Source organism: Afifella sp. H1R (assembly GCF_021462425.1).
Classification (GTDB): domain Bacteria; phylum Pseudomonadota; class Alphaproteobacteria; order Rhizobiales; family Afifellaceae; genus Afifella; species Afifella aestuarii.
Window position 1 is genome coordinate 1650952 of sequence record NZ_JAKEDY010000001.1, and the last position, 24961, is coordinate 1675912.

Here is a 24961-nt window from a genome sequence, read left to right on the forward strand (position 1 = left end):
GGTCAGCCAGAATCGCGCGCGCTCCCTTGGTTCTGCGATCTCGGGTTCTGAGGTCTTGCAATCTCGTTCAGCGAAGAGCCGAGCGCCTTTTCTATCAGTCCAATGCTCAGGGTCCGAAGCCGCCGGCGGGCGTCGGTGTCATAAGCTTGCGGGTTGGCTCGCGCGTCCTGCTGTCCGTCGAAGTAGAGGCCGGACGTTCCCGCCAGATCCGGCCGCATCAGGAGGGCCAGGATCGCATCGGCACCGGTCTCGACCGAATTCACAGGCCTAATTCCCGTCGCGCGCACCATGCCTGTGTCCATGAATGTGGCCGGATGCAGGGCGTTGGCTGTGACCCTGGCCGGATCGCGTTCCCGTGCCAGATCGAAGGCATGCATGATGTTGGCGAGCTTACTCTGAGCGCAGGCTCTGCGTCCGTCATAGTTGCGCTCCAGCATGACGTTGTCGAAGTCGATCGGCATCTGTCCCGCAGCGGCAACGTTGATGATCCGGGACGGTCGCTCGACGCCAAGGATCGGTTTCAGCAGATGTGTCAGCAGGAATGGCGCGAGGTAGTTGACGGCGAAGTTCAGTTCGATCCCGTCGCGGCTTTCCCTGCGGGGACCGTGAAAGTCGGCGATGCCTGCATTATTGACCAGCGCATCCAGATGCGCATGCGTCCGCGTGACGGCGTCGGCGAGCGCAACCACATCGGAAAGCGACGCATAATCGGCACGATGGAAACTGGCGCTGCCGCCGCCCTTCGCTATCGATGCGGCCACGGCCTGCCCGCGATCGACGTCGCGACCCTGCAGGACAATATGGACGCCCGACGTCGTCAGCCGCTCGGCAACCCGGCGGCCCAGGCCATCGGTCGATCCAGTAATGAAGATGATCTGTTGTTTGGGCATGACCGATTCCATCACGTCAGGCCTTCGCGTCTCGCCGATGCGTTGGACGCATGATGCTCTGGTCGCGCCGTGGAACGCATCAGTCACGCTCGCTGGCGAGGCGTTCCAGCATCTCCCAATAGGCAAGCGCGTGGTCGGGATCGAGCGCATAGGGCCGCACCCCGCCTTCGAGAAGATCTGCCTCTTCGTCGTCGCTAAGCGTATCAGCTACGCGGCAATCCTCGCAGTAGCGACCGCCGATGACATCCGGGTCGGCAACGACCCCGGCCCAGACGGTCGTTGCCGCACCCTGCGCGATGGTCTTGCCTTCGAAAGGCGGCTTGCCGGCCTTCTCGCGCTCTTCCGTGACAGTCTTCATCGTTGCCTGTGTCTCTGCCGGATCGAGATGTCGACCGATGCCGGTTTGGATGAGCCCGGGATGGACACTTGCAGCGCGAATGCCGCGATCGCGGTTCTTCAGATCGAATGCAAGCGCGAGCAGCGCGTTCCCGGTCTTGGCGCGGCTGTAGGAGAACCACGGTTCGTATTCTGTGTGCTCGAAGTTCGGGTCATCCAAATCGGCATCGGCGAACCGATGGCTGTTCGAGGACAAGACGATCAGACGGGCACCCTCGCGCATCAGGGGGGTGAGGCGCTGAATCAAAACGAAATGGCCAACGACGTTGACGCCGAACTGAAGCTCGAATCCGTCCTTTGTGCGCCCGAACGGTGTCGCCATGACACCGGCATTGGCGACGACAAGGTCGAACCGCTCGCCCCGCTCGACGAGGGCATCAGCCGCCTTGCGCACAGACGCGAGATCATCGAGTTCGAGCGCCACGACCTCGAAGCTCCCACCGAAAGCCGCTGCTTCCCGGATTTCAGCAACGGTTTCGGCGTGGATCCTTGCCTCCCGTGCCGTGCCGATAACCGACGCACCGCGCGCGACGAGCGCGCGTGCCGTCTCGGCTCCAAGACCTGAGACCGCGCCGGTCACGAACACATGCTTGCCCCTGAGATCCACGCCTTCCAGAACGCCGTCCGCTGTAGAGTGCTCGTTAAGATCCTTGGCCATCTCATTCTCCTGCGGGTTGTTTCATCGCTCACCAATGAATGACGGACGGAGGAATGAGATTGAATGCGCGAGAAGCCATAGTATCGTATTGATCGTCCATGACCGATCCGCTGACCCAAATTGTGACACTGCTTCAGCCGCAGGCCGTGCTGATGACGGAAATTCATGGCGCCGGGCGGTGGGGCATTCGCTTTCCCGGCTTCGGCGTCACCAACTTCGTTGTGGTGGCCGAGGGCGCCTGCTGGCTGAAGCTCGGCGATGAGACGCCGATGCCATTTCGGGAGGGTGACTTTCTCCTGCAGCCGGCTGCCGGGACATTCGCGTTTTCCAGCGCACCCGATTCCGAGACGGTGCTGGGCGATGCCGCCTACAAGCAGGCCGCCGGGCCCATCATTCGGTTGGGGACGAAGGACGCCACGGCGACGCGTCTCGTCGGCGGCTATTGCACGGTCGACCGGGTCAATGCCGATCTGTTCACCGCTCTCCTCCCGCGTGCGATCCATATCCAGTCCGACCAGACGGGTGCGGATCGCTTCGGCCGTCTGATGCAGGACATCGCGGACGAGGCACGGGGCGATCGCCCGGGTCGGACGCTCATCCTTCAGCGGCTCGTCGAGGTCTTGGTGCTGGAAGCGCTGCGCAGACCCACGCTCATCGACCATATCCCATCCGCTTCGGGGCTTCTTGCGGCCTTGCGCGACCGCTCGCTCTCGGCCGCTTTGCGTGCCTTACACGATGATGTCCGCGCGCCCTGGACGGTCTCGAAGCTGGCTGGCGTCGCTGGCATGTCGCGTTCGGCCTTCTCGCCCGCGTTCCACAACCGGATGGGAATGACGCCGATGACCTATCTGACGAGCTGGCGCATGGCTCTGGCGAAAGCGGCGCTCATCCACGAGAGGCTGACGCTCGAAGAGGTTGCCGACCGGACCGGCTATGGGTCCGCCGGGGCATTTAGCCACGCTTTCCTTCGTAGCGTCGGCCAGACCCCCAGCGCCTTTCGGCGCAAATGGGCGTGATGCCTCAAACCGCGCATCGTCGGCTCTCGGGCGGTTTTTGGAATACGGATAGAGGGCTATGGAGTAGACATGGTTCTCATCGCTATCCCGCATGTCCCGCCATGTCCCGCTGATTGCGTGCATTTCGATGTCCGCACTTAGCTGCCCGCAAGTGTCAGAGGTGATCTTGAATTTACGACCGATCTGCCACTGGACGACGCTAGTGCATTGGTTTCATTGCACGCATTGACCGGGACCGACGCCCCGGATTTCTCCCGTTTGGCCGGGCGGCCCCTACCGCAAAACGGCCGCTGACACCCCTGTGTCAGGGATTGAAGCCGCACGGCGCCAACGCGCCATGATCTGATGCCGGTTTCAAGATTGGCGCGATACGTTTTTCGTTTTCAGCCACGTCCGCAGCCGCCCGCGTGCATTGGCGTAAGGCGATGCCGTATTGAATTGAATCATGCGCCCCATCGTCCATTTCTCATACCACGGGTGACCGTATAGGTCGTCGTTATTACGGGCTTCGATCAACGCTACGATCCGGGCCTTGGCCTCTGCCAAACGCTCGATAAGCTGGGGATAGGGGACGCCCTCATAATCACGATAGAACTTCTGAGCGAGACGGCCCAGCTCGTTCCACTTGAAGCCCGTTTCTGGGAAATCGACCGGCTCGCCGGCCGCGTCCCGGTCAAGCCATTTCAAGACCAGCTCATTCCATCCGACCAGATAGGCAACGAGGTCGGCAACGCTCATTTGCGTTCCTCTCGCATGGCCTTCCAAACTGCATTCATCGACCAGCGACCCCGGAACGCCGCGGAGGTCCTTGATAAGCTTATCAAAGTTTAAATCTATCGCTTTGAGCAATTCGTCTTTGTTCGTGGGAACAGCCATACGTTCCTGCCTTGTTGCCAGATCCCGAAAGCTGCGACGGTCTGCTTTCGGCTTCGGCCTTCTCAGCGCCGGGCCGTCCAGGGGTCGATCACCGGAACGCCTGCCGCCTTGAAGGCGCTGGCGTCGCGTGTCGCGACCGTGAAACCATGGGCGGTTGCAATCGCAGCGATATAGCCGTCCGGCGTTGGAAAGCCCTTGCCGGCCTTGCGGGCAGCAACGGCGAGATCGGCATAATGACGGGCGGCATCGGTGTCGAAGGCGAGGATTCGGCCTTCAAACAGCGGCAGCATCGCGTCGACCATCGCTGCGAGTGTCTGCTTGCGCCGCCCATCCGGCAGCGCGCCGATGCCGAACAGGAGTTCCGCCACGCTCACGCTGGAGATGTAGAGGGTTTCGGCCACTTGTTCGTCCAGCCAGTCGCGCACGGCAGGGTCCGGCTCCGGCTTCATCGCCTCGGAGACGACGTTCGTATCCAGAACGATCATTCAAAGCTCATCGGCGTGGCGGCCGTCTTGTCGCGGGCCTGTTCCAGCGCCTCGAAATCGGCATTCGTCAGCCCGGCCTCGCGGCTCAACGCCGACAGGGCAGAGCCGAGGCGCAGGCGCTCGGCGGGACGCACGGCCGCTTCCAGAATGTCACGCATTTCGGCTTCGGTGCTGCGGCCATGCTGCGCCGCGCGCACCTTGAGGGCGCGATGGGTCTCGTCCGAAAGATTGCGAATGGTCACCGCAGGCATCTGATGGCATCTCCGACCCAGTGATGGCAATGATATCAAAATAGATTAGGTGACATCGTCCGACAAGGCGTGGCCGTTATCGGGCGGCGGGTCGTGAGCGGACCCACGAGATCGGCAAAGGCATTCTCACCTCTTCGATTTGCCCCTAAAGCTCTCGGCGAAACGGAGAGACCCCTGCGATGAAAGCCGTCCTGTTCGAAAAATTTCAAGAAGCGCCCCGGCTGGTCACGGTGGATGACCCGAGCCCGGAGATGCATGGGGTCGTGCTGAAGGTCGCGGCGACCGGCGTCTGCCGAAGCGACTGGCATGGCTGGATGGGGCATGACAGCGACATCGAACTGCCGCATGTTCCAGGTCACGAGCTCGCCGGCGTCGTTGCGGCCGTCGGCCGGGATGTCACCCGCTGGAAGGTGGGCGACAAGGTCACCGTGCCCTTCATCTGCGGCTGCGGCAGCTGTCCGGAATGCGCCGCGGGCCAACAGCAGGTCTGTCTCAATCAGGAGCAGCCGGGCTTCACCCATTGGGGCTCGTTTGCGGAATATGTCGCCATCCATCAGGCCGATCTGAACCTCGTCGCGCTGCCCGAAGGCATGGCGTTTGCGACCGCGGCGAGCCTCGGCTGCCGCTTTGCCACCTCCTTCCGGGCGGTGATCGATCAGGGCAAGGTGCGCGCCGGCCAGTGGGTGGCCGTGCATGGCTGCGGCGGTGTCGGCCTCTCGGCCGTCATGATCGCCTCGGCGGCCGGGGCGAACGTCATCGGCGTCGATCTCGATGCGGCAAAACTCGACCTCGCGAAAGACCTCGGCGCCGTCGCCGTCATCAACGGCCAGGAGGCCGATGTCCCCGCCGCGATCCGAGAGATCACCAGGGGCGGCGCGCATGTCTCCCTCGATGCGCTCGGCCATCCGGTGACCATGACGAACTCCATCCTCGGCCTCAGGCCCCGGGGCAGACACATTCAGGTCGGGCTGATGCTCGGCGAGCACGCCGCCCCCGCCGTCCCCATGCCCAAGATCGTCGGCCAGGAGATCGAGCTCATCGGCTCTCACGGGATGCAGGCGCACCGCTATGGCGCCATGCTCGACATGGTGGCGAGCGGCAAGCTCGATCCCGCCCGCCTGGTGGGCGATCAGATCAGCCTTGCCGAGGCCCCCGAGGCCCTCATGGCCATGGACAAATTCCAGTCCGTCGGCGCCACCGTCATCACCCGCTTCTGAGACGGGCCGAACGTCGTTCGTCGGTCCGGCCTGGCGACAAGGTTCCGCGGCGCCTGCCCATGCGGATCTCCTTGCGCGTCGGTCCCGCGGATTGGGGTCAAGCGCAGAACCCTGGCGGCCGCGCCAAAATGCGCATCTTCCCAGCTGGGGACGGATCGGCGACACCAGAGGCATGAAACTCTACGACGAGCTTGCCGATTGGTGGCCGTTGATGTCGCCGCCGGAGGACTACGCGGCCGAGGCCGGCCCCGTTGCGCGCCTGCTCGCCCCGAACGCCGGCACGCACCGGCCCCGCCTTCTCGAACTCGGCGCGGGCGGCGGCCATCTGGCGTCGCATCTGAAAGCCTGGTTCGACATGACGCTGGTCGATCTCTCGCCGCGCATGCTGGAAGAGAGCCGCCGCCTCAACCCGGAATGCCGTCATCTCGTGGGCGACATGCGCGATCTGCGCCTTGATGAGCGCTTCGACGCCGTGCTCGTCTTCGACGCGATCAGCCATATGACGCGCGAGAGCGATCTCATGGCGACGCTGCGCACGGCCCGCGCCCATCTGAATGACGGCGGCAGAGCTCTTTTCTGCCCGGACTGGACCGTCGAATGCTTCGCGCCCTCCACCTCCATGGGCGGCACGGACGGGCCAAAGCGCGGCATGCGGTATCTGGAATGGACGCAGCCCGCGATCGTCGGAACCACCTACGAAAGCGACCTCGTCTATCTTCTGCGCGAGGCCGATGGCAGCCGCCGGGTGGTCGAGGACCGGATCGTCATGGGCATTTTTCCGCGCGACACCTGGCTGCGGCTTCTCGCCAAAGCGGGCTTCGGAGAAATGGCGATCGTCCCCCAATCCGGACGCGACGTCTTTCAAGCGGTCGCCGCCTGAGGCCAAGCAAAGCGCCCCGGCGCCACGAAAGCCCGCAGCGGCCGAACCGCTTGTGCCAGCGCGCCAACGAAGGACGACATGACGTCCGATGACGGCACCTCGATGGCTCAGGCGTTTCGATCCACGCCCCTACGCGAGGGGCGACGCGCCGCCCGGTCGATTGTCTTGGCCTGTGCCATGTTTCGATCCACGCCCCTGCGTGAGGGGCGACCGGTCTGACGGTCAAAGAGTTCGAGTTCATCCGGTTTCGATCCACGCCCCTGCGCGAGGGGCGACGCGGTGGCGCAGAAACGCGCGATAGCCGCCCTTGTTTCGATCCACGCCCCTGCGCGAGGGGCGACGAGACGGCCGAGGCGGTGCGCGCGCTCATTCGCGTTTCGATCCACGCCCCTGCGCAGGGGCGACCAAAACGAGTGCCCGCATTCGGGACAGGCGATGTGGTTTCGATCCACGCCCCTGCGTGAGCGGCGACTGCCTTCCTCAGGCATAAGAATGCCATACAGATAGTTTCGATCCACGCCCCTGCGTGAGGGGCGACCGCGCTTGTTTGTCCGGTCGACCGCCGCGGCCAGGTTTCGATCCACGCCCCTGCGTGAGGGGCGACTGCGCGGGGTCGACGCAAAGCCGAAGAGGCGCGCGGGTTTCGATCCACGCCCCTGCGTGAGGGGCGACCTCATAGCCAGACAGCCCGGCGGTCAGGTTTTCGTTTCGATCCACGCCCCTGCGCGAGGGGCGACTTGCCGGCCTTGTCGACGACTTCCTGCGTGTTCGACACGATGTTTCGATCCACGCCCCTGCGTGAGGGGCGACCGACGCACCCCGGCACGCCGCTTACCAACGCGTGGTTTCGATCCACGCCCCTGCGTGAGGGGCGACAATCCATCGCCGCCGAACCGGCCGGCAATATTGGTTTCGATCCACGCCCCTGCGTGAGGGGCGACGCGCGGCGAAACGCGTTGCGAATTTTTTGCTTGCTGTTTCGATCCACGCCCCTGCGTGAGGGGCGACGCGCTCCTACAATCCGGCTTTCGAGGACATCGAGTTTCGATCCACGCCCCTGCGTGAGGGGCGACCCCGATTGTGACATCAGTGATTGTGCCCGCGAACGTTTCGATCCACGCCCCTGCGTGAGGGGCGACATTCGGGGCTGGCTGGCCGGTGGGGATATGGCGGTTTCGATCCACGCCCCTGCGTGAGGGGCGACCCGGGCGCAGGAAATCCAGCACCTGCTTGTCGCCGTTTCGATCCACGCCCCTGCGTGAGGGGCGACGGTCAATGCGGCAGATGCTTACAAGGCCTTCGTGTTTCGATCCACGCCCCTGCGTGAGGGGCGACCGGGTCGCAGGGCGTGCTTTTGCATTTCGGGATCGTTTCGATCCACGCCCCTGCGTGAGGGGCGACACAATGCCAAGGGGGTTTGGCCCTTTCGTCGAAAGTTTCGATCCACGCCCCTGCGCGAGGGGCGACCGCCCCGGCGCCGCGAACACCAGCGCGACGAAGCAGTTTCGATCCACGCCCCTGCGCGAGGGGCGACGATCGAGGAGCTGCTCTTCGGCCGCATCCTGCAGTTTCGATCCACGCCCCTGCGCGAGGGGCGACAGGAGATCAGGGCGCGTGCCGAGACCGATCATGAGTTTCGATCCACGCCCCTGCGCGAGGGGCGACGGTCCCCACGATAAGCCAGCGAAACGGCAGAGGAAATGGCGCCGTCTGCGCGAAACGGCGTGGCCGGCTTCCGGCACGGCGGGCGTTTGCGGCCCCCTCCGCCCATCAGAGCTTGTTTTTCAACGCCTTGGCCTATGCGCGAACCGCCCAGGAAAACCCGGCACGCTTCAGGTTCGCGCCGCGCGGGCCGGCGCTTCGGGCCAGAGCCCCGGCACAAAGCCCGCCCAGAGGAGGCCCGGCAAGGCGCACGCGCCTTGCCGCATCTCAAATAGCAGACATGATCCCGTTACGCGGCGTTGCGGAAATTCATGAGATCGACGGCATGGCGGGCGATCATGAATTCCTCGTTCGTCGGGATGATCGCGACGGGAAGCGTCGCCGGCGCGGAGATGAGCGTCTCTCCGCTTTCGTTCGCCGCCGCGTCGATCGAGATCCCAAGGAAGGCGAGGTAGTCGCAGACCCGCGCCCGAACCGGTGCCGAATGCTCGCCGATGCCGGCGGTGAAGACGAGCGCGTCGAGCCCGCCCAGCGCACAGCAGAGCGCCCCGATCTCCTTCGCCACGCGGTAGCAGAAGAGATCGACGGCCTCTTTCGCCTCCGGCCGGTCACTCTCCAGAAGCACCCGCATGTCGTTCGAAATGCCCGAAACGCCGAGAAGCCCGGATTCCTGATAGAGGAGATGTTCGAGCGCATCGGCATCCATGCCCATCTCGCGCATGAGATAGATCAGAATGCCGGGATCGAGGCTGCCGGAACGCGTCCCCATCGGCACGCCTTCGAGCGCCGAGAAACCCATCGTCGTATCGATGCTGCGTCCGTCTTTGAGGCCGCAAAGACTCGAGCCGTTGCCGAGATGCGCGACCACCACCCGGCCCTCGGCCACCTCCGGCAGCGTCTCGCGCAGCTTGCCGGCGATATATTCATAAGAGAGGCCATGAAAGCCGTAGCGCTGCACGCCCTTCTCGCTCAGCCGCCGCGGCAGACCATAGGTCTTCGCCATAAACGGCTGCGAATGGTGAAACGCCGTATCGAAGCAGGCGATCTGCGGCAGGCCATCGAAACTCTCGGCGAGCACCCGGATCGCCGACACGTTCTGCGGCTGATGCAAGGGCGCAAGCGGAACCAGAGTTTCCAGCTCGTCGAGGACGTGGTTCGTCACCCGCACGGGGTGATGGAAGCCGGCCCCGCCATGCACCACGCGGTGCCCGGCGGCGAGAAGCGGCAGATCCGGCAGGCGCGCGCGGATCCAGGCGATGAGATCGCGCAACAGCGGCGCAACACCACCCGTATCCCGCTCCGCCCAGGATTCGCGGGCAAGCGAGGCGCCATCGACGTCTTTGACGGAGAACTCCGCCGCCGTGCCGATGCCGGTCACCTGACCGGAGAACAGAGGGGAAATGTCTTTCCCCGCGTCTGCGACCTGAAAGACGGTGAACTTGATGCTGGAGGAGCCGCTGTTGAGAACCAAGAGGGCGCCTTCGCGCGACATTTCTGAGGGCATGGCAGACTCCATTTCACGCCACCGCGGCATGGTTGGCGACGAGAGAGGCGAGCGCACAGGAGGACAGGCGGGAATCGAGGCTGTCGGCGCGGCTCGTCAGCATCACCGGAACGGCGGTGCCGAGAACGATGCCCGCGACCTCCGCCCGCCCGAGGAAGGTGAGTTCCTTGACGAGCATGTTGCCCGCCGCGAGGTCCGGCACGAGCAGGATGTCGGGACGGCCGGCGACTTCCGAGACGATGCCCTTGGTTTGCGCCGCTTCGGCCGAGATCGCATTGTCGAAGGCGAGCGGCCCGTCGATGATGCCGCCGCGGATCTGGCCGCGATCGGCCATCTTGCAGAGCGCCGCCGCATCGACGGTCGACGGGATCTTAGGATTGACCGTTTCGACCGCGGAAAGAACCGCGACCCGCGGCGCCTCCACGCCCAGCGCCCGCGCCAGGTCGATGGCGTTTTGCGCGATATGCGCCTTGTCTTCGAGCGTCGGCGCGATGTTGACGACGCCGTCGGTGATCATCAGCGATTTCGGATAGGTCGGAACGCGCATCATGAAGACGTGGCTGATGCGCTTCGACGTGCGCAGGCCGCGGTCGCGCTTGACGACGGCGCCCATCAATTCGTCGGAATGCAGCGCCCCCTTCATCACCGCGCCGGTCTCTCCTTCGCGAGCGAGATCGATGCCGCGCGCGGCAGCGGCGGCCGCATTCGGCGCTTCGACGATACGCAGGCCCGAAATGTCGATCTCATGGGCGAGCGCCAGCTTCTCGATCACCGCGCTCGGACCGACGAGCACGGGATCGATCAGCGCCTCGCGGGCGCCATCCGCGGCGCTGCGCAGAGAGGTCTCGTCGCACGGATAGATAACGGAGGTCGGCAGCGGCGGCAGATGCGCGCACAGTTCCTTGAGGCGGGCGAGGTGCGAACGCGTTTCGGGGATCTGAGAAAAGGCAGTCATGGGAAAAGTCCTAGGATAAGCGGAGGGCATGAACGGGGGACGAACGGGCGGAGGAAGCGGCTCCCTGCCGCCTCCCGCCCGGAAGTGTGGACGGGCGGGAGGCGCGACCGCCGGACCGATCTGGAATGGGAGGGAGCTGTCGGGCCGGAGGTCGGGGGGAGCGAGGGAGGAGGATGACGGGTGGTTAAGCGCCTCAATCGCGGGCGACGCAGAGCGCCATGCCCATGCCGCCGCCGATGCACAACGTGGCGAGGCCCTTCTTGGCGTCGCGGCGCTGCATTTCGTTGAGAAGCGTCACCAGGATGCGCGCACCGGACGCACCGATCGGATGGCCGAGCGCGATCGCCCCGCCATTGACGTTGACCTTGTCGGTGTCGAAGTCGAGCTCGGTGTTGACGGCGATCGCCTGAGCGGCAAAGGCCTCGTTCGCCTCGATCAGATCGAGATCCGTGGCCGACCATCCGGCCCTGTCGAGAGCCTTGCGCGAGGCCGCGATCGGGCCCGTGCCCATGATCTTCGGATCGACGCCGGCGGTCGCCCAGGAGACGATGCGGGCCATCGGGGTCGCGCCGCGCTTTTCGGCCGTCTCCGCCGACATCAACACCACGCCGGCCGCGCCATCGTTGATGCCCGACGCATTGCCGGCCGTGACGCTGCCCGATTTGCTGAAGGCGGGGCGCAGCTTCGCAAGGCCTTCCGGCGTCGTGTCGGGGCGAATGAATTCATCCGCATCGACGATCGTCTCGCCCTTGCGCGAATGCACGCTCACGGGAACGATCTCGGCGGCGAAACGACCCTCGTCGCGGGCCGCTGCGGCCTTGCGCTGCGAGGCGGCGGCAAAAGCGTCCTGCATCTCGCGGGTGATGCCGTAGCCGTCGGCGACGTTCTCCGCCGTCATGCCCATGTGATAATCGTTGAAGGCGTCCCACAGGCCGTCCTTGATCATCGTATCGACCATCTCGGCCGGCCCCATCTTCACGCCCTTGCGCAGATAGGTGGCATGCGGGGCGAGGCTCATATTCTCCTGCCCGCCGGCGATGATGACATTGGCGTCGCCGCAGGTGAGAGATTGCAGGCCGAGCGCGACGGCGCGCAGCCCCGAGCCGCAGACCTGGTTGACGGTCAACGCCGTCGTGGTCACCGGCAGCCCGGCCTGGATCGCCGCCTGCCGCGCCGGGTTCTGCCCGAGCCCCGCCGTCAGCACATGGCCGAGGATCACGTCGTCGACCTCCTGCGGGGCGAGCCCCGCGCGGCTCAGAAGCGCACGGATGACGACGGCGCCGAGCTCTGCTGCCGGAACCGTGGAAAGCCCGCCTGCGAACGATCCGATGGCGGTGCGTGCGGCTGCGGTGATTACGATGTCAGTCATGATGGGATGTCCCATGAGAAGAGGTTGCTGCGACCCCCTCCCCGCCCCGTTGAAGGCGCCCGCGCGTTCTGCCGGGCGGCCGCGGTGCCGGGAGAGGGTTGTTGTCGGCGGTCGCTCAGGCGGCCACCTTCATCTCGCCCACGGCGTCGGGAACGATGAGGCTCGCTTCGGTTGCCGCAAGGACGTCCTCGACGCTCGTTCCGGGTGCGACCTCGCTGAGGACGAGGCCGTCCGCGGTCGGCGTGATGACCGCCATTTCCGTCACGATCAGATCGACGCGGCGTTCCGCCGTCAGCGGCAGGCTGCATTCCTTGACGATCTTCGGCGCGCCCTTGGCGGTGTGCGTCATGGCGACGATCACCTTCTTCGCCCCGGCGACGAGGTCCATCGCCCCGCCCATGCCCGGCACCATCTTTCCGGGCACCATCCAGTTGGCGAGATAGCCGCGCTCGTCGACCTGCAGGCCGCCGAGCACCGTCACGTCGAGATGCCCGCCGCGGATGAGGCCGAAGGAGAAGCCGGAATCGAAGCCCGCCGCTCCCGGCACGGCGCCGATCGGATTGCCGCCGGCATCCGTCAGATCGAGATCTTCCAGACCCGGATGCGGCAGCATGCTCATGCCGATGATGCCGTTCTCGGACTGAAAGAAGACCTCCAGATCCTTCGGCAGATAGGAGGCGACGAGCGTCGGCATGCCGATGCCGAGATTGACGAGATCGCCGGATTTCAGCTCCTGCGCGATCCGCTTGGCGATCAGAACCTTGTTATCCATGGCAGGCTTCCTTCGAGACCAGATAGTCGACCAGGACGTGCGGCGTGGCGATCACATCGGGCGCCAGCGTTCCGACCGGGACGATCGCTTCGGCTTCGGCGAACACCTTGTCGGCCGCCATCGCCATCAGCGGATTGAAGTTCCTCGCCGTCAGCGAATAGGTGAGATTGCCGAGATAATCGGTGAGCTTGGCGTTGATGAGCGCCACATCGGCGCGCAACGGCTTGGCGAGCACATACGTCTCGCCGTCGACCTCGAGCGTCGTCTCGCCTTCGGCCGCCAGCGTGCCGACGCCGGTGCGGGTGAGAACCCCGCCGAGGCCGAAGCCGCCCGCCCGGATGCGCTCGGCGAGCGTGCCCTGCGGCACCAGCTCCACGTCGAGCTCCTCGGCGATCATCAGCTTCTGGGTGACCGGATTGGTGCCGATATGGCTGGTGATGACCTTGCGCACGAGGCCGGCGTCGATGAGCTTGCCGATGCCGATGCCGGGTTTCGCCGTATCGTTTGAGATGATCGTGAGATCGGACTTCTTCTGCCGCACCAGGGCATCGATCAGCCGCGGCGGCGTGCCGGAGCCCATGAAACCGCCGATCATCACCACCGCGCCGTCTTCGATCCGTTCAACGGCATCGTCGACGCAGATGACTTCGCACATGATATTTTCCTTGCCTGCGAGAGGGTTTCTTCGGGGGAGGACCGGTCTGCGCCGAAGGCCTGCCGGAAGGGGGGAGTTCCTCCCCCGAAGAGGGGCTCAGACGTCGCTGTCGGGGATTTCCAGCGCCAGAAGCGCGGAGCCGAGACACTTGCCGTGCGGGTCGAGAGCGAGCGACCGGGTCACGCCGCCGCCGAGCGCTTCGTACATGACGAAGTTCAGGGCGCCGATGCTGGGCAGTTCGTAGCGGACGACGTCGCCGTGAACGATGCCCTTGAAATGCTCCTTCACCCGTTCGGCCGTCACATGGGCGGCAAGCCGCGCATAGTCTTTCTCGTCATAGGCAATGACCGAGATGTTGGAGATGTCGCCTTTGTCGCCGGTACGCGAATGGGCAATGTCGAAGAGTTTCATGATTGCACCTCAATGATCTGGATCCGCGGGGTCACGGCTGCCCGTGGCACGAGGGCGGAAAGCATCGCCACGACCTGGCGGGCCGATTTGGTCGCACCGCCGCCGCCGGCCGGGCCGTTCGTGTAGAGGGTCTCCACCTCGTTGCCGATGCGCACGGCCTCCTTCATGCTCTCGCAACGGCCGGTGACGCGGGCGCGCACTTCGGTCGGCTCGGGCTGAGGCGCGAGGACGTCGCGGTGGATGGCGTTGACGCCGATGAGGTCGTAGCGCAGCTCGCTGCTCTGCAGACCGATGATGTCGAGCCGCTCCTGGACGATCTCGAGAGCGAGCTTCGCCCGGGCCAAGGCACCCGGCCCCGCATAGGAGATCTGACCCTCGCCGATATACCCGTCGACATAGCCGACGGAGACCTTCAGCGTCGCCGGCCTCTCGCGGCCCGTCACGCCATCGACCCGGACCCGGTCCGGGCCTTCCTGGGTGAAGGTGATCTGCGAGAAATCGGCCGTCACGTCGGGCGTCAGATAGCTCTTCGGATCATGCACCTCGTAGAGGATCTGCTCTTTGCAGGTGTCGGTCGTGACGTGACCGCCCGCGCTCTCCACCTTGGTGATGACGAAGCTGCCGTCCTCGCTGACTTCCGCGATCGGGAAGCCGAGATGGCCGAGACCCTGCACGTCCTTGCGGCCCGGCTCTGCGAAATAGCCGCCGGTGACCTGGCCGCCGCATTCCAGGAGATGGCCGACGGCCGTCCCCTTGGCGAGATGCGCCCAGTCGTCGAAGGCCCAGCCGAACTCCTTGATCTGCGGAGCGAGGAACAAGGCCGGATCCGCAACGCGGCCGGTGATGACGACATCGGCCCCCTGCTCCAGCGCTTCCACGATCGGCGCGGCGCCGAGATAGGCATTGCCGGAGACGAGCACGTTCGACATCGACGCCGCCGGCTGCCCGGTCTCGGTGATCTTGATGTCGCCCGACTTCAGCGTCTCCAGAACGTCGTCGCCGGAAACGGCAGCGATCTTCAGGGAAAGCCCCTGCGCGGCCGCGATTTCCCGGGTCTTTTCGGCCCCGGCTTCAGGGTTCGCCGCACCCATATTGGTGATGATCTTGATGCCCTTTTCGGCACAGACCTTGAGAACGGCCTCCATGCGATCGGACAGAAGCGCGTCATAGCCCTTGGTGGGATCGGCGAGCTTTGCCTTCTGGGCGATGGCGATCGTGCGCTCGGCCAGGCACTCGAAGACGAGGTAGTCGATCTTGCCTTTTTGGGCGAGCTCGAGCGCCGGCTCGATGCGGTCTCCGGAATATCCGGCACCGGCACCGATACGAATGGTTTTCATGATGAAATACTCCTGGAATGAAACGTCAGGCTCGGAGCGGGCCGGGCGTTAGAAGGGGAAGACACCGATCAGGGCGGCGACGAACGTCATCAGGACGGAGGCGCCGAACAGGAAGGGGATCGCGAATTTCTGGTGTTCGCCGAGCGAGATGCCGGTCAGACCGACCACCAGGAAGGTGGCGGGGGTGAGCGGGCTCACCGGGAAACCGGTGGTCATCTGGCCGAGGACGGACGCCTGGGCGATTTCGATCGGAGCACCACCGAAGTTCTCGTAGACATGGGCCACGACCGGCATGACGCCGAAGTAGTAGGAGTCCGGATCGAACAGGAGGCTGAGCGGCATGGCGATGAGACCGATGCCGAACGGGATGTGCTGGGCCATCGCCTCCGGCACGAAGCCGGCAGCGCTCTGCGCCATCGCGGTCAGCATGCCCGTCCCGCGCATGATGCCGGTGAAGGAGCCCGCGGCGAAGAGGATGGTCGCCATCATCAAGGCCGCCTTGGCATGGGCGTCGACCCGCGCCTTCTGATCGTCGACCTTCGGATAGTTGATGACGAGGGCGATGACGGTGCCGATCATGAACATGATGGCGGCAGGAACCACACCCGACATCATCGTCCCGAGCACGCCGAGGGTGAGCAGGATGTTGACCCAGAAGAGCTTCGGACGGCGGGTTTTCTGTTCCGCTTCGGTGAGCACGCGGCCGGTGACGACGGCTTCGCCAGCGGCATCGGCCCCGCCGGTCAGACCGAGACGCTTCTCTTCGCGCCGACCCAGCAGATAGGCGGTCGTGAAGGTGAAGAGGAGGCCGACGACCTGCACCAGAATGAGCGGGTTGAAGATGTCGGTGACGGGAACGCTGAGAGCGGCGGAGGCGCGCAGCACCGGACCGGTCCATGGCAGGAAGTTGACGCCGGCGGCGAGAGACGCGACCAGGGCCAGAACGCGACGATCCATGCCGAGCCGGTCATAGAGCGGCAGCATGGCAGGGATGGTGATGAGGAACGTGACCGCACCCGACCCGTCCAGATGGATGATCAGCGCAAGCAGCGCCGTCCCCATGACGATGCGTGTCGGACGCAGGCCGACGGCCTTCAGGATCCGGTCGATGATCGGGTCCATCATGCCGGCGTCGGTGACGATGCCGAAGAAGACGATCGCGAAGACGAACATCGCCGCGACCGGAGCAATTCCTTTGAGCCCATCGACAATGAACTTTGCGGTCTCAAGACCGAAACCGCCGAGGAGGGCGGCAATCAGAGGCACGAGGATCAGAGCGACCAGCGGCGACAGCCGGTTGGTCATGATCGACGTGAGCAGAACGAGGATTGTTATGAGTCCGAGTAGAGCCAACATGGCTTGACCTCAACTGGCTTGCCCCAAGTAACGTATATTTTAGTTCAAGGGGCCCGTTTTTGGGATCTACTGATTTAACAGAAAATACAGGCGCCACTTTCCCCGCGGATTTACCGTCCGCATGACAAAGATATACGTCGCTTAACTGCTTTTGATCTGAGGCGACCTCATCTCGGGAAGAGAATGTGTCAGAAGAGCGACATTTAAGGAATTGAATTTATTGGAACGGACTAATAGGAAAAAATTATAAATGGACACCTTGGCCTCGCTCTGAGCTGGCGAAGAATGCCCGAAAAATGAGCGCCTTACGCCGACGGCACGCTGTTCCGAGCCTTCGCCCGGCGAACACCCCGAAGGCCGGCATGTTCTCACAGCAGAATTGAGTACACTCGACGGCAGCCGTGCCACCAGCGGCGGAATCGGGATGGAGCCTTGCAGCTCTTCGCATGTCCGCTCGGGCGCGCGGAACGACGATCGAAGTGGAAAGCCGAGGCGGCTGCACAGGAAATGCTCTTTGCTGAAAAAACGCGCGGATGGCAGCGCATGGCCCCCGCCTGGCAGACCGCGTGCCCGGCAAGTAAAACGATTTCCGTCACGCCGACATCGTCGGACGGCCATCGGTTCGCCGCCTTTTCGCCCCAATGTCTGATCTGGACGACGCCCCCTTCGAGGTCGTCTGAGACGCTGAAGAACGTCGAGGGTGATCCCCCTCTCCGTCCCCTCTCTTCGTCTTGTCAGGACGCCTTGCGTTCCACCGATGCGATCGGCTCGGAGCGGCGCACGGAGCGGAAATTCGCGCTCGGCAGATTGCCCGCCGTATCCTGCACCGCCTGGATGAAATGCTCCACGACCGGGCTCAGATAGCGGCCGGACTTGCGGATGATGCCGACGCGGCGGTTGAGCCAGGGCGCGTCGATGCGCTTGAAGCCGAGGCCCATCGTATGGCCGGAATCCACTGCCGATGTCGGCAGGATGCCGATGCCGTAGCCCGCCCGCACCATGCCGAGCGCGGTCGACATGTAGTTCACGTCGCCGGCGATATGGACTTCCACCCCCTCGCGCGCCAGCGCCCGTTCGAACAGCACCCGCACGCTGCTGGTGCGGCTCGTCAGGATGAGCGGATAGGGCGCGCAATCCTTGATGGTGAGAACGGGCGGTGCGTCCTCGATCGGGTGCCCCCGCCGGAAGAAGGCGCAGATATGGTCGGTGATGAAATTCTCGACCTTGATGTCGCGGTCGGGCGTCAGGCGGATGCCGATGCCGAAATCGACCTGTTCGGCCTTCACCAGATTGATGATGTCGTCGGCGACCACGTCGCGGATGCGCACGCTGATATTGGGATGCGTGCGCCGAAACGAAACGAGCGCCTTCGGCAGCAGGCTGGCGGAGACGGAGGGGAGTGCCGCCACACGCACCGCCCCGCGCCGCGCATAGGCGAGATCGGTGCTCGCAATGACCACGTCTTCGAGATCGGTGACGATGCGCTCGAACATCGGCAAAAGGTTGCGCCCCGCCGGCGTCAGCGACACCTGTCTTTTGTTGCGATCGAAGAGCTTGATGGAGAGCACCTCTTCAAGCTGATTGATCTGCACCGTCAACGCCGGCTGCGAGATGTTGAGATCTTCCGCCGCCCGGGTGAAGCGCAGATGCTTCGCGACGGCGAGAAAGGCCCGAATCTGGCGGACATTGGGTGTCCGTACCGGAGAAACTCTCGCCATATCAGCCTCGCTGAACCCAAGGGGACGCCGATTGGCGCCGATGCCGCCCGCCGTCGACGGCAGGCGCTCGCAGCCGCATCGACCGGACATTTCGGTCCCGAACGCTGGCACCAGAGTTGCGTGAAGAGCACCAGAAAGAACCGTGCTGCCCTTCTAACTCATTCTTTCCACGTAAGAAACGTTCTGCAACGAGTGCACCGATGCAGAAGGTCGCAGGCCGGCGCGGAAGCGGTTGATCCGGCCCGTTTTTTTTCGCGCTGCGCCCCAACCGCGGCTGCATCCGAGAGCCGGCAGCTCCGCGCCCTGGCAGAACGAAACCCTCAGGCGCTCGCCACCCGCATCAGCACGAGCCCCGAAACGATCAGGAGCGCAGCCAAAATCCTCGCCGCATTCAGCGGCTCCCCGAGAAAGACGATCCCGACGACGAACGCCCCCATCGCGCCGATGCCGGTCCAGATCGTATAGGCCGTGCCGAGCGGGATGCTGCGCATGGCGAGCGCGAGAAGCCACAGGCTCACCGCCATGGCGGTCACTGTAATGAGCGTCGGGACAAGCCGGCTGAAGCCATCGGACTGCTTCATCGCAAAAGCCCACACGACCTCGAGAATACCGGCGACAACGAGATAGATCCAAGGCACGAGCCCCTCCACATCTGATGGGCCAGGCCGTCCTGGACATTGCAGCCCGAAATGGGCGACCCGAGCTGGGCAACCCGAAACGGGAGAGGTCGTCCTCCTTTTGAGGCGGGATCTATCTCCCGCCACCGCCTCCGCCAAGACCTCGTGCGAAAATCCCCCCGAACTTACCGGCGAGCGGGCCCGGCCCCCGCGCTCTCGATCAGCCCCCGCGCCACCGCCACGCCGTCCTCTTTGGAAATCAGCGCCCCGACCTCCGCCGCCCTCGCCTGCATCTCTTGCGAGCGCGTCATCTCGCGCATGGCCGCGGCGAGCCGGCCTGCGCTGAGCTTGCCTCTCGGGATCGGTTTCGGCCCTGCGCCGATCGCATGCACCCGCGCGCCCCAGAACGGCTGATCGCCGAAGAACGGCACGACGAGCGAGGGTTTTCCGGCCCTGAGCGCGGCGGCCGTCGTGCCGGCGCCGCCGTGATGCACGATCGCCGCCATGCGCGGAAACAGCCAATGATGCGGCGCCTCTTTGATCAGAAGCACGTTCTCCGGCAAGTCGTCCGCCCTCAGCCCGCCCCAGCCGCTTGCCAGGATGCCTCTCACACCGGCGGCCGCCAAAGCCTCCACCGAGAGCCGCGTGAGCGTCTCCGGCTGGCGCACCGACATCGAGCCGAAGCCGACATAGACGGGCGGCGGACCGCCCGCCAGAAACGCGGCAAGCGCCTCGGGCGGCGCCCAATCGCCATCCTCGGGCAGAAACCAATAGCCGGTGACATGGGCGCTCTCGGGCCAGTCCTCGGGGCGCGGCAGCACCACCTCGCTGAAGCCGTGCAGCACCGGAATATCGCTCCCGTCGCCCCGCTTCAGCGGATCGTAACTCTGGATCGCAGGCAGATCGATCGAGCCCCTGAAATCCTGGAGGAGAGGCCCGAAAACCCTTTTGACGACGGCATTGATGAGCCCGTAGCTCGCTGTGTTGAACCAACCCCCGAGCGGAACTCGCGGCAGGATCGCAAAGCGGAAGGCGCGCGTCGGCACATGCATCGGCACCGGCGTCGCGAGCACGCAGGCGCAGCCGAGCTTGTCGGCGATCGAGGGCGCCGCGGCCGCTTTCGAATGATAGACGATGATCTCGGGACCAAACGCCCTGGCGACTTCCCAGCATTCCTGCATCAGCGCCTGCTGCAAGGGCTTCAGCTGCCGCCACATCTCGAGGCTGCTTTTGACGACCTGAAAGAGGCCGCCGCCCTTCTCCAACAGCATCTTGCCCTGATCGGTGTCGAGGATCGCAAGAAGCGCGTCGCTGAGCGGCCCGAAGCGCAATCCATGCGCCTCGACGAAGCCCTGAAACCGCCAGCTCGTCGCCAGCACGACGTCATGGCCATGCGCCTCGAGCCCGAGGCCCAGCGCCACATAGGGCTCGACATCGCCGCGCGATCCATAGGTGAGGATGAGCACTTTCATGTGCGTCTCCTATGGGCTTTCCGCAAAGCAATCGGTCTCGTGCGCGCGTCTCATCGCGACGATCGTTCCGTCATCGCCGAGCGCCTGTAAAGCGTGGCGGCAAAGCCCGCCTGCCGGGGAGGCGGAAAACGGCCGGACTGGCCGTCAAAACACCGCGTGGTCGCCGCGTTCCACGCGCGCCTCGCCCGTGACGAGCCGCGCATAGAAATCGAACAGCGTCTCGGTGCCGTAGGACGGCGTCGCTGCCGCGTCGTAACGCCCGGTCTCGGGGTTGAGGAGCAGCATCGATTCCGTCGCGTAATAGCGGCCGATCCGGGCAAGCTCCGCCTTGGCGCGCAGCTTCGGCGAGAACCTGCCAAGCCCGCTCAGCCCGGCGATGATCGCATCCATCAGCGCCACCGGCACATGCTTGAATTTCGGCTCCTTGCCCAGAAGCTGAAACAGCCTTTCCCCCTGCTCGATCGGCGTCACCGCATCGCCCGGCCCGCCGATCGGCAGGATCTGGTCGTGGCGGTCCTCGTCATCCACGCATTCGGCGAGATAGCGCCCGAGATCGTCGTCGCTGATCGGCTTGCACGCCGTCAGCCGCCCGTCGCCGAAGAGAAGATAGGGCTTTCCGGCACGCAGCCGGTCGATCTGGCCGGCAAGCGATTTGAAGAAGGCCGTCGGCCGCACGATCGAATAGGTGAGCCCCGACGCGATCAATTCCTTCTCGAAGGCGAGTTTTGCCTGCTGGAAGGCGAGAAGCGGTTTCTGCACGCAGATCGCCGACAAGAGCACCATCTGGCTCACGCCGGCCTCCCGCGCCGCGGCAAGGGCGTCTGAATGCGCCTGATAATCGATCGCCCAGGCGTCTTTTTCTCCGCCGGTGCGCGAGGCGAGGCAGGAGACGAGAACGTCGAACGGCTCGCCCGAAAATCCGTCGCGTCTGAGCGAGGCCGGGTCCGTCACCTCGCCGAAGCGCAGTTTTGCCCCCTCCAGAAGCTTCGCCGTCCCCTCCGGCGTCAGCGCCCCGCCGACACCGGCTTTCGGCCGCACGAAACAGACGACCTCATGGCCGCGGGCCATGAGCGCCTTCACCGTGGCACGGCCGATCGTCCCGGTCGCGCCCAGAACGAGGATTCGTTTGGGCTTCAGATCGCTCGCATTCTGTGGATCCGTCATCGCTTCGCCCGCAGGACTGGCATGGCGCAAAGAAAGTCGTGCATCGCGTCAGCTAGCGGACCGAACCGACTGGACGCAATGGGACAAGACCTCGCTGCGGCCCCACCGCAGCGGTGGACGCGACCGCCTGCGCACCCTCACCCGCGCTCGATCGTGACCTTCACATCGCTCGGCCGGCCGAAATAGGGCGCCGATGTCACCAGCACGTCGCAGCCCGTCGCCGCGTAGCGCGCCGCATTCGCCTCGTTGACGCCGCCGGCCATCGCCACCACCGGCCGCGGCGTCAGGCTCGCAACCCGCCGCACCATCTCCGCAACTTCCTCGGGCTCCAGCTTTTCCAGCTGGATGACGTCGGCCCCGGCCTTCGCGAGCGCCTCGGCCTCGTCGAGGTCATCGCTCTCCACCACGATCTTCTTCTCCGGCGCGTGCCGCTTCAGCGCCGTCATCCACGCCGCCATGTCGCCATCCAGAAACACGCGGTGCTCCGGAAAGACGAGGATCGTTTCCGACAGCCCGAGCCGGTGGATGCCGGCCCCGCCGGCCATCACCGCCTTGATGCTGATCTCCTTGGTGCCCGGAAAATTCTTGCGCGTGCAGGCAACCACGATCTCCGGCGCCTCCGCCCGGGCCGCCGCGACGATCCGGTTGGCGCGCGTGGCGATGCCGGAGGCGTATTCGACGAGCGTCTGCGACACCTTCCAGGCCTTGTGCAGCGCGGCGGCCGGCCCGACCGCACTCAAAAACACCGTCCCCGCCTCGATCGTCGATCCGCTCGGTAACACCGAAGCGATCTCCCCGCCCACGCGCCGGATCATCCGCGCCGCCTCTTCGGACGCACACAGCACCATCGCATCGCGGGCGGCAAAGCTCATGCGCCCGGCCTTCCCGCCGATCTGCAGAGCCTGCGTGGTGAGGTCCCCATAAGGCGCATCCTGCGCGAGAAGCCGGTTGAGATCGGCATCGGAAAGATCAGGCATGTGGGATTCCTTCTGGCTGGGGAGAGGGAGTGCGGGCAAAATCGGCGGGCGCATCGTTTCCGGAGGCGCAAGACCGCACCCGCCATGATCGCCACGAACCTCTCCGAGGGAAGCCGGGCGCGCTGCGGCCTTCAGCCTCCCCTCGCGCATCGCAAGCACCTCGTCGCCGAGAGCGAAGGCCTCATCGAGGTCGTGCGTGACCATGAGCGTCGTCAGGCCGAACGCGTCGTGCAGCCGCTTCACCTCGCCTTGCAGATGCCGGCGCGTCTGATCGTCGAGGCTGCTGAACGGCTCGTCGAGGAGGAGAAGCGACGGCGCGCCGATGAGCGCGCGGGCCAGCGCGACGCGCTGCTTCTCGCCGCCGCTGATCTCTTTCGGGCGCCGCTCGGCGAGATGCGCAATCCGCAACTGCTCCAGGAGTTGCGCCACCCGCGCCTGCCGCGCCGCCGGATCGAGCCGCTGCCGCTCCAGCGCGAGCAGAAGATTGCCGGCGACGCTGCGATGCGGAAAAAGGCAGAGATCCTGCGGCACATAGCCGATCTCCCGTTGATGCGGCGCCGCTCTCTCGATCGCCGCCCCGCCCCACAGGATCTGGCCGGCATGGCGCACGAGCCCGGCGATCGCCTTCAAAAGCGTGGATTTCCCGGCCCCCGACGGCCCGATCAGCGTGACGAAGGCGCCGCGTGCGATCCGGCAATCGACGTCGTGCAGAATGCCGTTGCGCACACCTTCGAGGGTAAGCCCGCCCGTCATGCCCGTTTCAGCCCGCGCATCATGAGAAGCAGCGCGAAAGCGGTCACCAGCAGCACGAGCGCACAGGCGACCGCCACCTCCACCTCGCCCGTCGCCATGTTGAGATAGATCGCCATCGGCAGGGTTTCGGTGCGAAAGCGCGTGGCGCCGGCGACCATCAGCGTCGCGCCGAATTCGCCGAGCGCCCGCGCCCAGGCGAGAATGGCGCCGGAGACGATGCCGCCAGCGGCCAGCGGCAGATCGATGGCGAAGAAGACGCGTGCCGGGCGGAGACCGAGCGTGCCGGCGACGTCGCGGTAACCGGGATCGACAGCCTCGAACGCCGCTTTCGCACTCCGGACGATGATGGTCGTCGCAATAAAGGTCTGGGCGAGCACGATGCCCGCCGGCGAGAACAGAAACACGGCCCCGATTTCGGCAAGCGGCGGCAGCGGCGAGGCGCGCCCGATGACGAAAAGAAGCCCGAGCCCGGCGACGAGCGGCGGCATCACCAGCGGCAGATCGAGAAGCGTGTCGACCAGCGCCATGCCGCGAAAGCGCCGCCGCGCCAGGAGATAGGCGGCCGGCACGCCGAGAAGCAGCGAAAGAGCAAGCGAGATCAGCGACGTCGAAAACGACAGGCGCAGTGCAAACAGTGTCTCCGGTTCGCTCAGCGCCCGAGCCAGCTCATGCGGCGTGAGCCTGGCCCCGAGCCCGAGAATGACGAGCCCGATTGCAGCCGCAATGATGAGAAGCGGAACCGCGAGCAGCACATCGAGCGGGATGGGCAGCCGTGGCGCCCGCCCGTTCATTCGGCGTCGCGTGCGACCGGCGTGAAGCCGAAGCGCTCCCACACCGCGCGCCCTTCGTCGGAGGCGAGCTTTTCCGCGAACGCCTCGGCCGCCTCGGGCTCCTTGGCGGTCGTCAGAACCACCACCGGCACGATCTCGGCCGTGTACCACTCCTTCGGGATCGCAACGATCGCGACCTTGTCCGGGTTCATCGCCGCATCGCTCGCCGCGATGATCGCCGCATCGACATCGCCGTCGAACACGTAGAGAGCGAGCTGCTTCACCGTCGCCGCCCGCACCGCCACGTTCGGCAGAATCTGTTTCGCCATGCCGGAGGCTTTGAGGATATCTTCCGCCGTGCGCCCGAGCGCCATCGCCTCGGGATCGCCGAGCCCAAGGCGCACGCCCGGTTTGGCAAGATCGGCGAACGTTGTGATCTCGCCGGCTTTCGCCTTCGTCACTGCCAGCACCGGCCCATGCTCGACGAGAAGCCGCGTCGACCGCACGAGCCCCTTCTCCGCGAGCTTGTCGCTGTAGAACGTCGAACCCGGAACGAAGACGTCGCCTTCGCCCGCCTCCGCATAGCGCGCCATGATCTGGCCGGAGCCACCGAATTCGATGACGACATCGGTGCCGGTCTCCGCCTTGAACAGATCGGCGATCGCACTCACCGGCTGGCGCAACCCCGCACCGGCATAGACGTGAAGCTCGTCGGCCATGGCCCGCGGTGCCACGAGCGCCAGGACCAGCACCAGGACCAGCGCCGCTCCTGGCAGAAAACCTCTCTTCGCCATTTCTCA

At 65.2% G+C, this 24961-nt stretch carries 23 protein-coding genes and 1 CRISPR repeat array; of the genes, 3 read left to right on the forward strand and 20 right to left on the reverse strand.

Annotation, left to right across the window (positions count from 1 at the left end; genetic code table 11):
- Positions 1 to 2: 2 nt before the first annotated feature.
- Together L0F51_RS07885 and L0F51_RS07890 are read right to left on the reverse strand one after the other, a co-directional pair.
- Positions 3 to 902, reverse strand: a complete 900-nt coding sequence (locus L0F51_RS07885; RefSeq protein WP_234629378.1) for an SDR family NAD(P)-dependent oxidoreductase — start codon at positions 900 to 902, stop codon at positions 3 to 5.
- A gap of 67 nt (positions 903 to 969) precedes the next feature.
- On the reverse strand, positions 970 to 1944 hold the full coding sequence (locus L0F51_RS07890) for an SDR family NAD(P)-dependent oxidoreductase (protein ID WP_234628655.1): 975 nt from the start codon (positions 1942 to 1944) through the stop codon (positions 970 to 972).
- Positions 1945 to 2042: 98 nt separating this feature from the next.
- Between L0F51_RS07890 and L0F51_RS07895 the strand changes: the two genes are divergently transcribed.
- Entirely contained in the window at positions 2043 to 2960 is a 918-nt protein-coding gene (locus L0F51_RS07895; protein ID WP_234628656.1) for an AraC family transcriptional regulator, read from the forward strand.
- A 354-nt stretch (positions 2961 to 3314) separates the two neighbouring features.
- On the opposite strand, the gene L0F51_RS07900 is transcribed toward L0F51_RS07895, so the two are convergent.
- From L0F51_RS07900 to L0F51_RS07910, 3 genes are all read right to left on the reverse strand, one after another.
- Positions 3315 to 3836: a ClbS/DfsB family four-helix bundle protein gene (locus L0F51_RS07900; RefSeq protein ID WP_234628657.1), complete on the reverse strand. Its 522-nt coding sequence runs from the start codon at positions 3834 to 3836 to the stop codon at positions 3315 to 3317.
- Between the two features lie 62 nt (positions 3837 to 3898).
- Positions 3899 to 4321, reverse strand: coding sequence for a type II toxin-antitoxin system VapC family toxin (locus L0F51_RS07905; RefSeq protein ID WP_234628658.1), 423 nt, complete (start codon positions 4319 to 4321; stop codon positions 3899 to 3901).
- On the reverse strand, positions 4318 to 4572 hold the full coding sequence (locus L0F51_RS07910; RefSeq protein WP_234628659.1) for a plasmid stabilization protein: 255 nt from the start codon (positions 4570 to 4572) through the stop codon (positions 4318 to 4320). Before L0F51_RS07910 ends, L0F51_RS07905 begins: the two co-directional genes overlap by 4 nt.
- Before the next feature lie 179 nt (positions 4573 to 4751).
- On the opposite strand from L0F51_RS07910, the gene L0F51_RS07915 reads away from it, so the two are divergent.
- Together L0F51_RS07915 and L0F51_RS07920 are read left to right on the forward strand one after the other, a co-directional pair.
- Positions 4752 to 5789 (forward strand): zinc-dependent alcohol dehydrogenase family protein, encoded by a 1038-nt coding sequence (locus L0F51_RS07915; RefSeq protein ID WP_234628660.1) that lies wholly within the window; start codon positions 4752 to 4754, stop codon positions 5787 to 5789.
- Between the two features lie 172 nt (positions 5790 to 5961).
- Positions 5962 to 6669: a trans-aconitate 2-methyltransferase gene (locus L0F51_RS07920; RefSeq protein WP_234628661.1), complete on the forward strand. Its 708-nt coding sequence runs from the start codon at positions 5962 to 5964 to the stop codon at positions 6667 to 6669.
- Between the two features lie 113 nt (positions 6670 to 6782).
- A CRISPR array of direct repeats spans positions 6783 to 8334; the repeat unit is 21 nt; unit sequence GTTTCGATCCACGCCCCTGCG.
- A gap of 286 nt (positions 8335 to 8620) precedes the next feature.
- Here L0F51_RS07920 and L0F51_RS07925 read toward each other — a convergent pair.
- The 15 genes from L0F51_RS07925 to modA all read right to left on the reverse strand — a co-directional run bounded on the left by L0F51_RS07925 (position 8621) and on the right by modA (position 24955).
- Positions 8621 to 9835, reverse strand: coding sequence for an acetate/propionate family kinase (locus L0F51_RS07925; RefSeq protein WP_234628662.1), 1215 nt, complete (start codon positions 9833 to 9835; stop codon positions 8621 to 8623).
- Positions 9836 to 9848: 13 nt separating this feature from the next.
- Positions 9849 to 10790, reverse strand: coding sequence for a bifunctional enoyl-CoA hydratase/phosphate acetyltransferase (locus L0F51_RS07930; RefSeq protein ID WP_234628663.1), 942 nt, complete (start codon positions 10788 to 10790; stop codon positions 9849 to 9851).
- A 193-nt stretch (positions 10791 to 10983) separates the two neighbouring features.
- Positions 10984 to 12159 (reverse strand): acetyl-CoA C-acetyltransferase, encoded by a 1176-nt coding sequence (locus L0F51_RS07935; RefSeq protein ID WP_234628664.1) that lies wholly within the window; start codon positions 12157 to 12159, stop codon positions 10984 to 10986.
- Between the two features lie 115 nt (positions 12160 to 12274).
- Positions 12275 to 12931 carry a 3-oxoacid CoA-transferase subunit B gene (locus L0F51_RS07940; RefSeq protein WP_128291325.1) on the reverse strand — a complete coding sequence of 219 codons (657 nt, stop codon included), beginning with the start codon at positions 12929 to 12931 and terminating at the stop codon, positions 12275 to 12277.
- Positions 12924 to 13586: a CoA transferase subunit A gene (locus tag L0F51_RS07945; RefSeq protein ID WP_234628665.1), complete on the reverse strand. Its 663-nt coding sequence runs from the start codon at positions 13584 to 13586 to the stop codon at positions 12924 to 12926. Before L0F51_RS07945 ends, L0F51_RS07940 begins: the two co-directional genes overlap by 8 nt.
- Positions 13587 to 13682: 96 nt before the next feature.
- A complete protein-coding gene (locus L0F51_RS07950) occupies positions 13683 to 13997 on the reverse strand; it encodes a hypothetical protein (RefSeq protein ID WP_128291323.1) in 315 nt (104 codons plus the stop codon).
- Entirely contained in the window at positions 13994 to 15334 is a 1341-nt protein-coding gene (locus tag L0F51_RS07955) for an acyclic terpene utilization AtuA family protein (RefSeq protein WP_234628666.1), read from the reverse strand. The genes L0F51_RS07950 and L0F51_RS07955 overlap by 4 nt, the downstream gene beginning before the upstream one ends.
- 48 nt (positions 15335 to 15382) lie before the next feature.
- A complete protein-coding gene (locus L0F51_RS07960) occupies positions 15383 to 16690 on the reverse strand; it encodes a CitMHS family transporter (protein ID WP_234628667.1) in 1308 nt (435 codons plus the stop codon).
- Between the two features lie 734 nt (positions 16691 to 17424).
- Entirely contained in the window at positions 17425 to 18408 is a 984-nt protein-coding gene (locus tag L0F51_RS07965) for a LysR family transcriptional regulator (RefSeq protein WP_234628668.1), read from the reverse strand.
- Positions 18409 to 18728: 320 nt separating this feature from the next.
- Positions 18729 to 19046, reverse strand: coding sequence for a multidrug efflux SMR transporter (locus L0F51_RS07970; RefSeq protein ID WP_234628669.1), 318 nt, complete (start codon positions 19044 to 19046; stop codon positions 18729 to 18731).
- A gap of 164 nt (positions 19047 to 19210) precedes the next feature.
- Positions 19211 to 20497 carry a glycosyltransferase gene (locus L0F51_RS07975; RefSeq protein ID WP_234628670.1) on the reverse strand — a complete coding sequence of 429 codons (1287 nt, stop codon included), beginning with the start codon at positions 20495 to 20497 and terminating at the stop codon, positions 19211 to 19213.
- Positions 20498 to 20641: 144 nt separating this feature from the next.
- Positions 20642 to 21661, reverse strand: a complete 1020-nt coding sequence (locus L0F51_RS07980; RefSeq protein ID WP_234628671.1) for an NAD(P)H-binding protein — start codon at positions 21659 to 21661, stop codon at positions 20642 to 20644.
- A 137-nt stretch (positions 21662 to 21798) separates the two neighbouring features.
- The gene (modD, locus tag L0F51_RS20140; RefSeq protein WP_370642333.1) at positions 21799 to 23391 is read right to left on the reverse strand and encodes a ModD protein; all 1593 of its coding nucleotides are present in this window, start codon (positions 23389 to 23391) and stop codon (positions 21799 to 21801) included.
- Positions 23388 to 24182: an ABC transporter permease gene (locus L0F51_RS07995; protein ID WP_234628672.1), complete on the reverse strand. Its 795-nt coding sequence runs from the start codon at positions 24180 to 24182 to the stop codon at positions 23388 to 23390. Before L0F51_RS07995 ends, modD begins: the two co-directional genes overlap by 4 nt.
- Complete coding sequence (gene modA / locus L0F51_RS08000; RefSeq protein ID WP_234628673.1) at positions 24179 to 24955, reverse strand: molybdate ABC transporter substrate-binding protein; 777 nt, start codon at positions 24953 to 24955, stop codon at positions 24179 to 24181. The genes L0F51_RS07995 and modA overlap by 4 nt, the downstream gene beginning before the upstream one ends.
- Positions 24956 to 24961 lie beyond the last annotated feature (6 nt).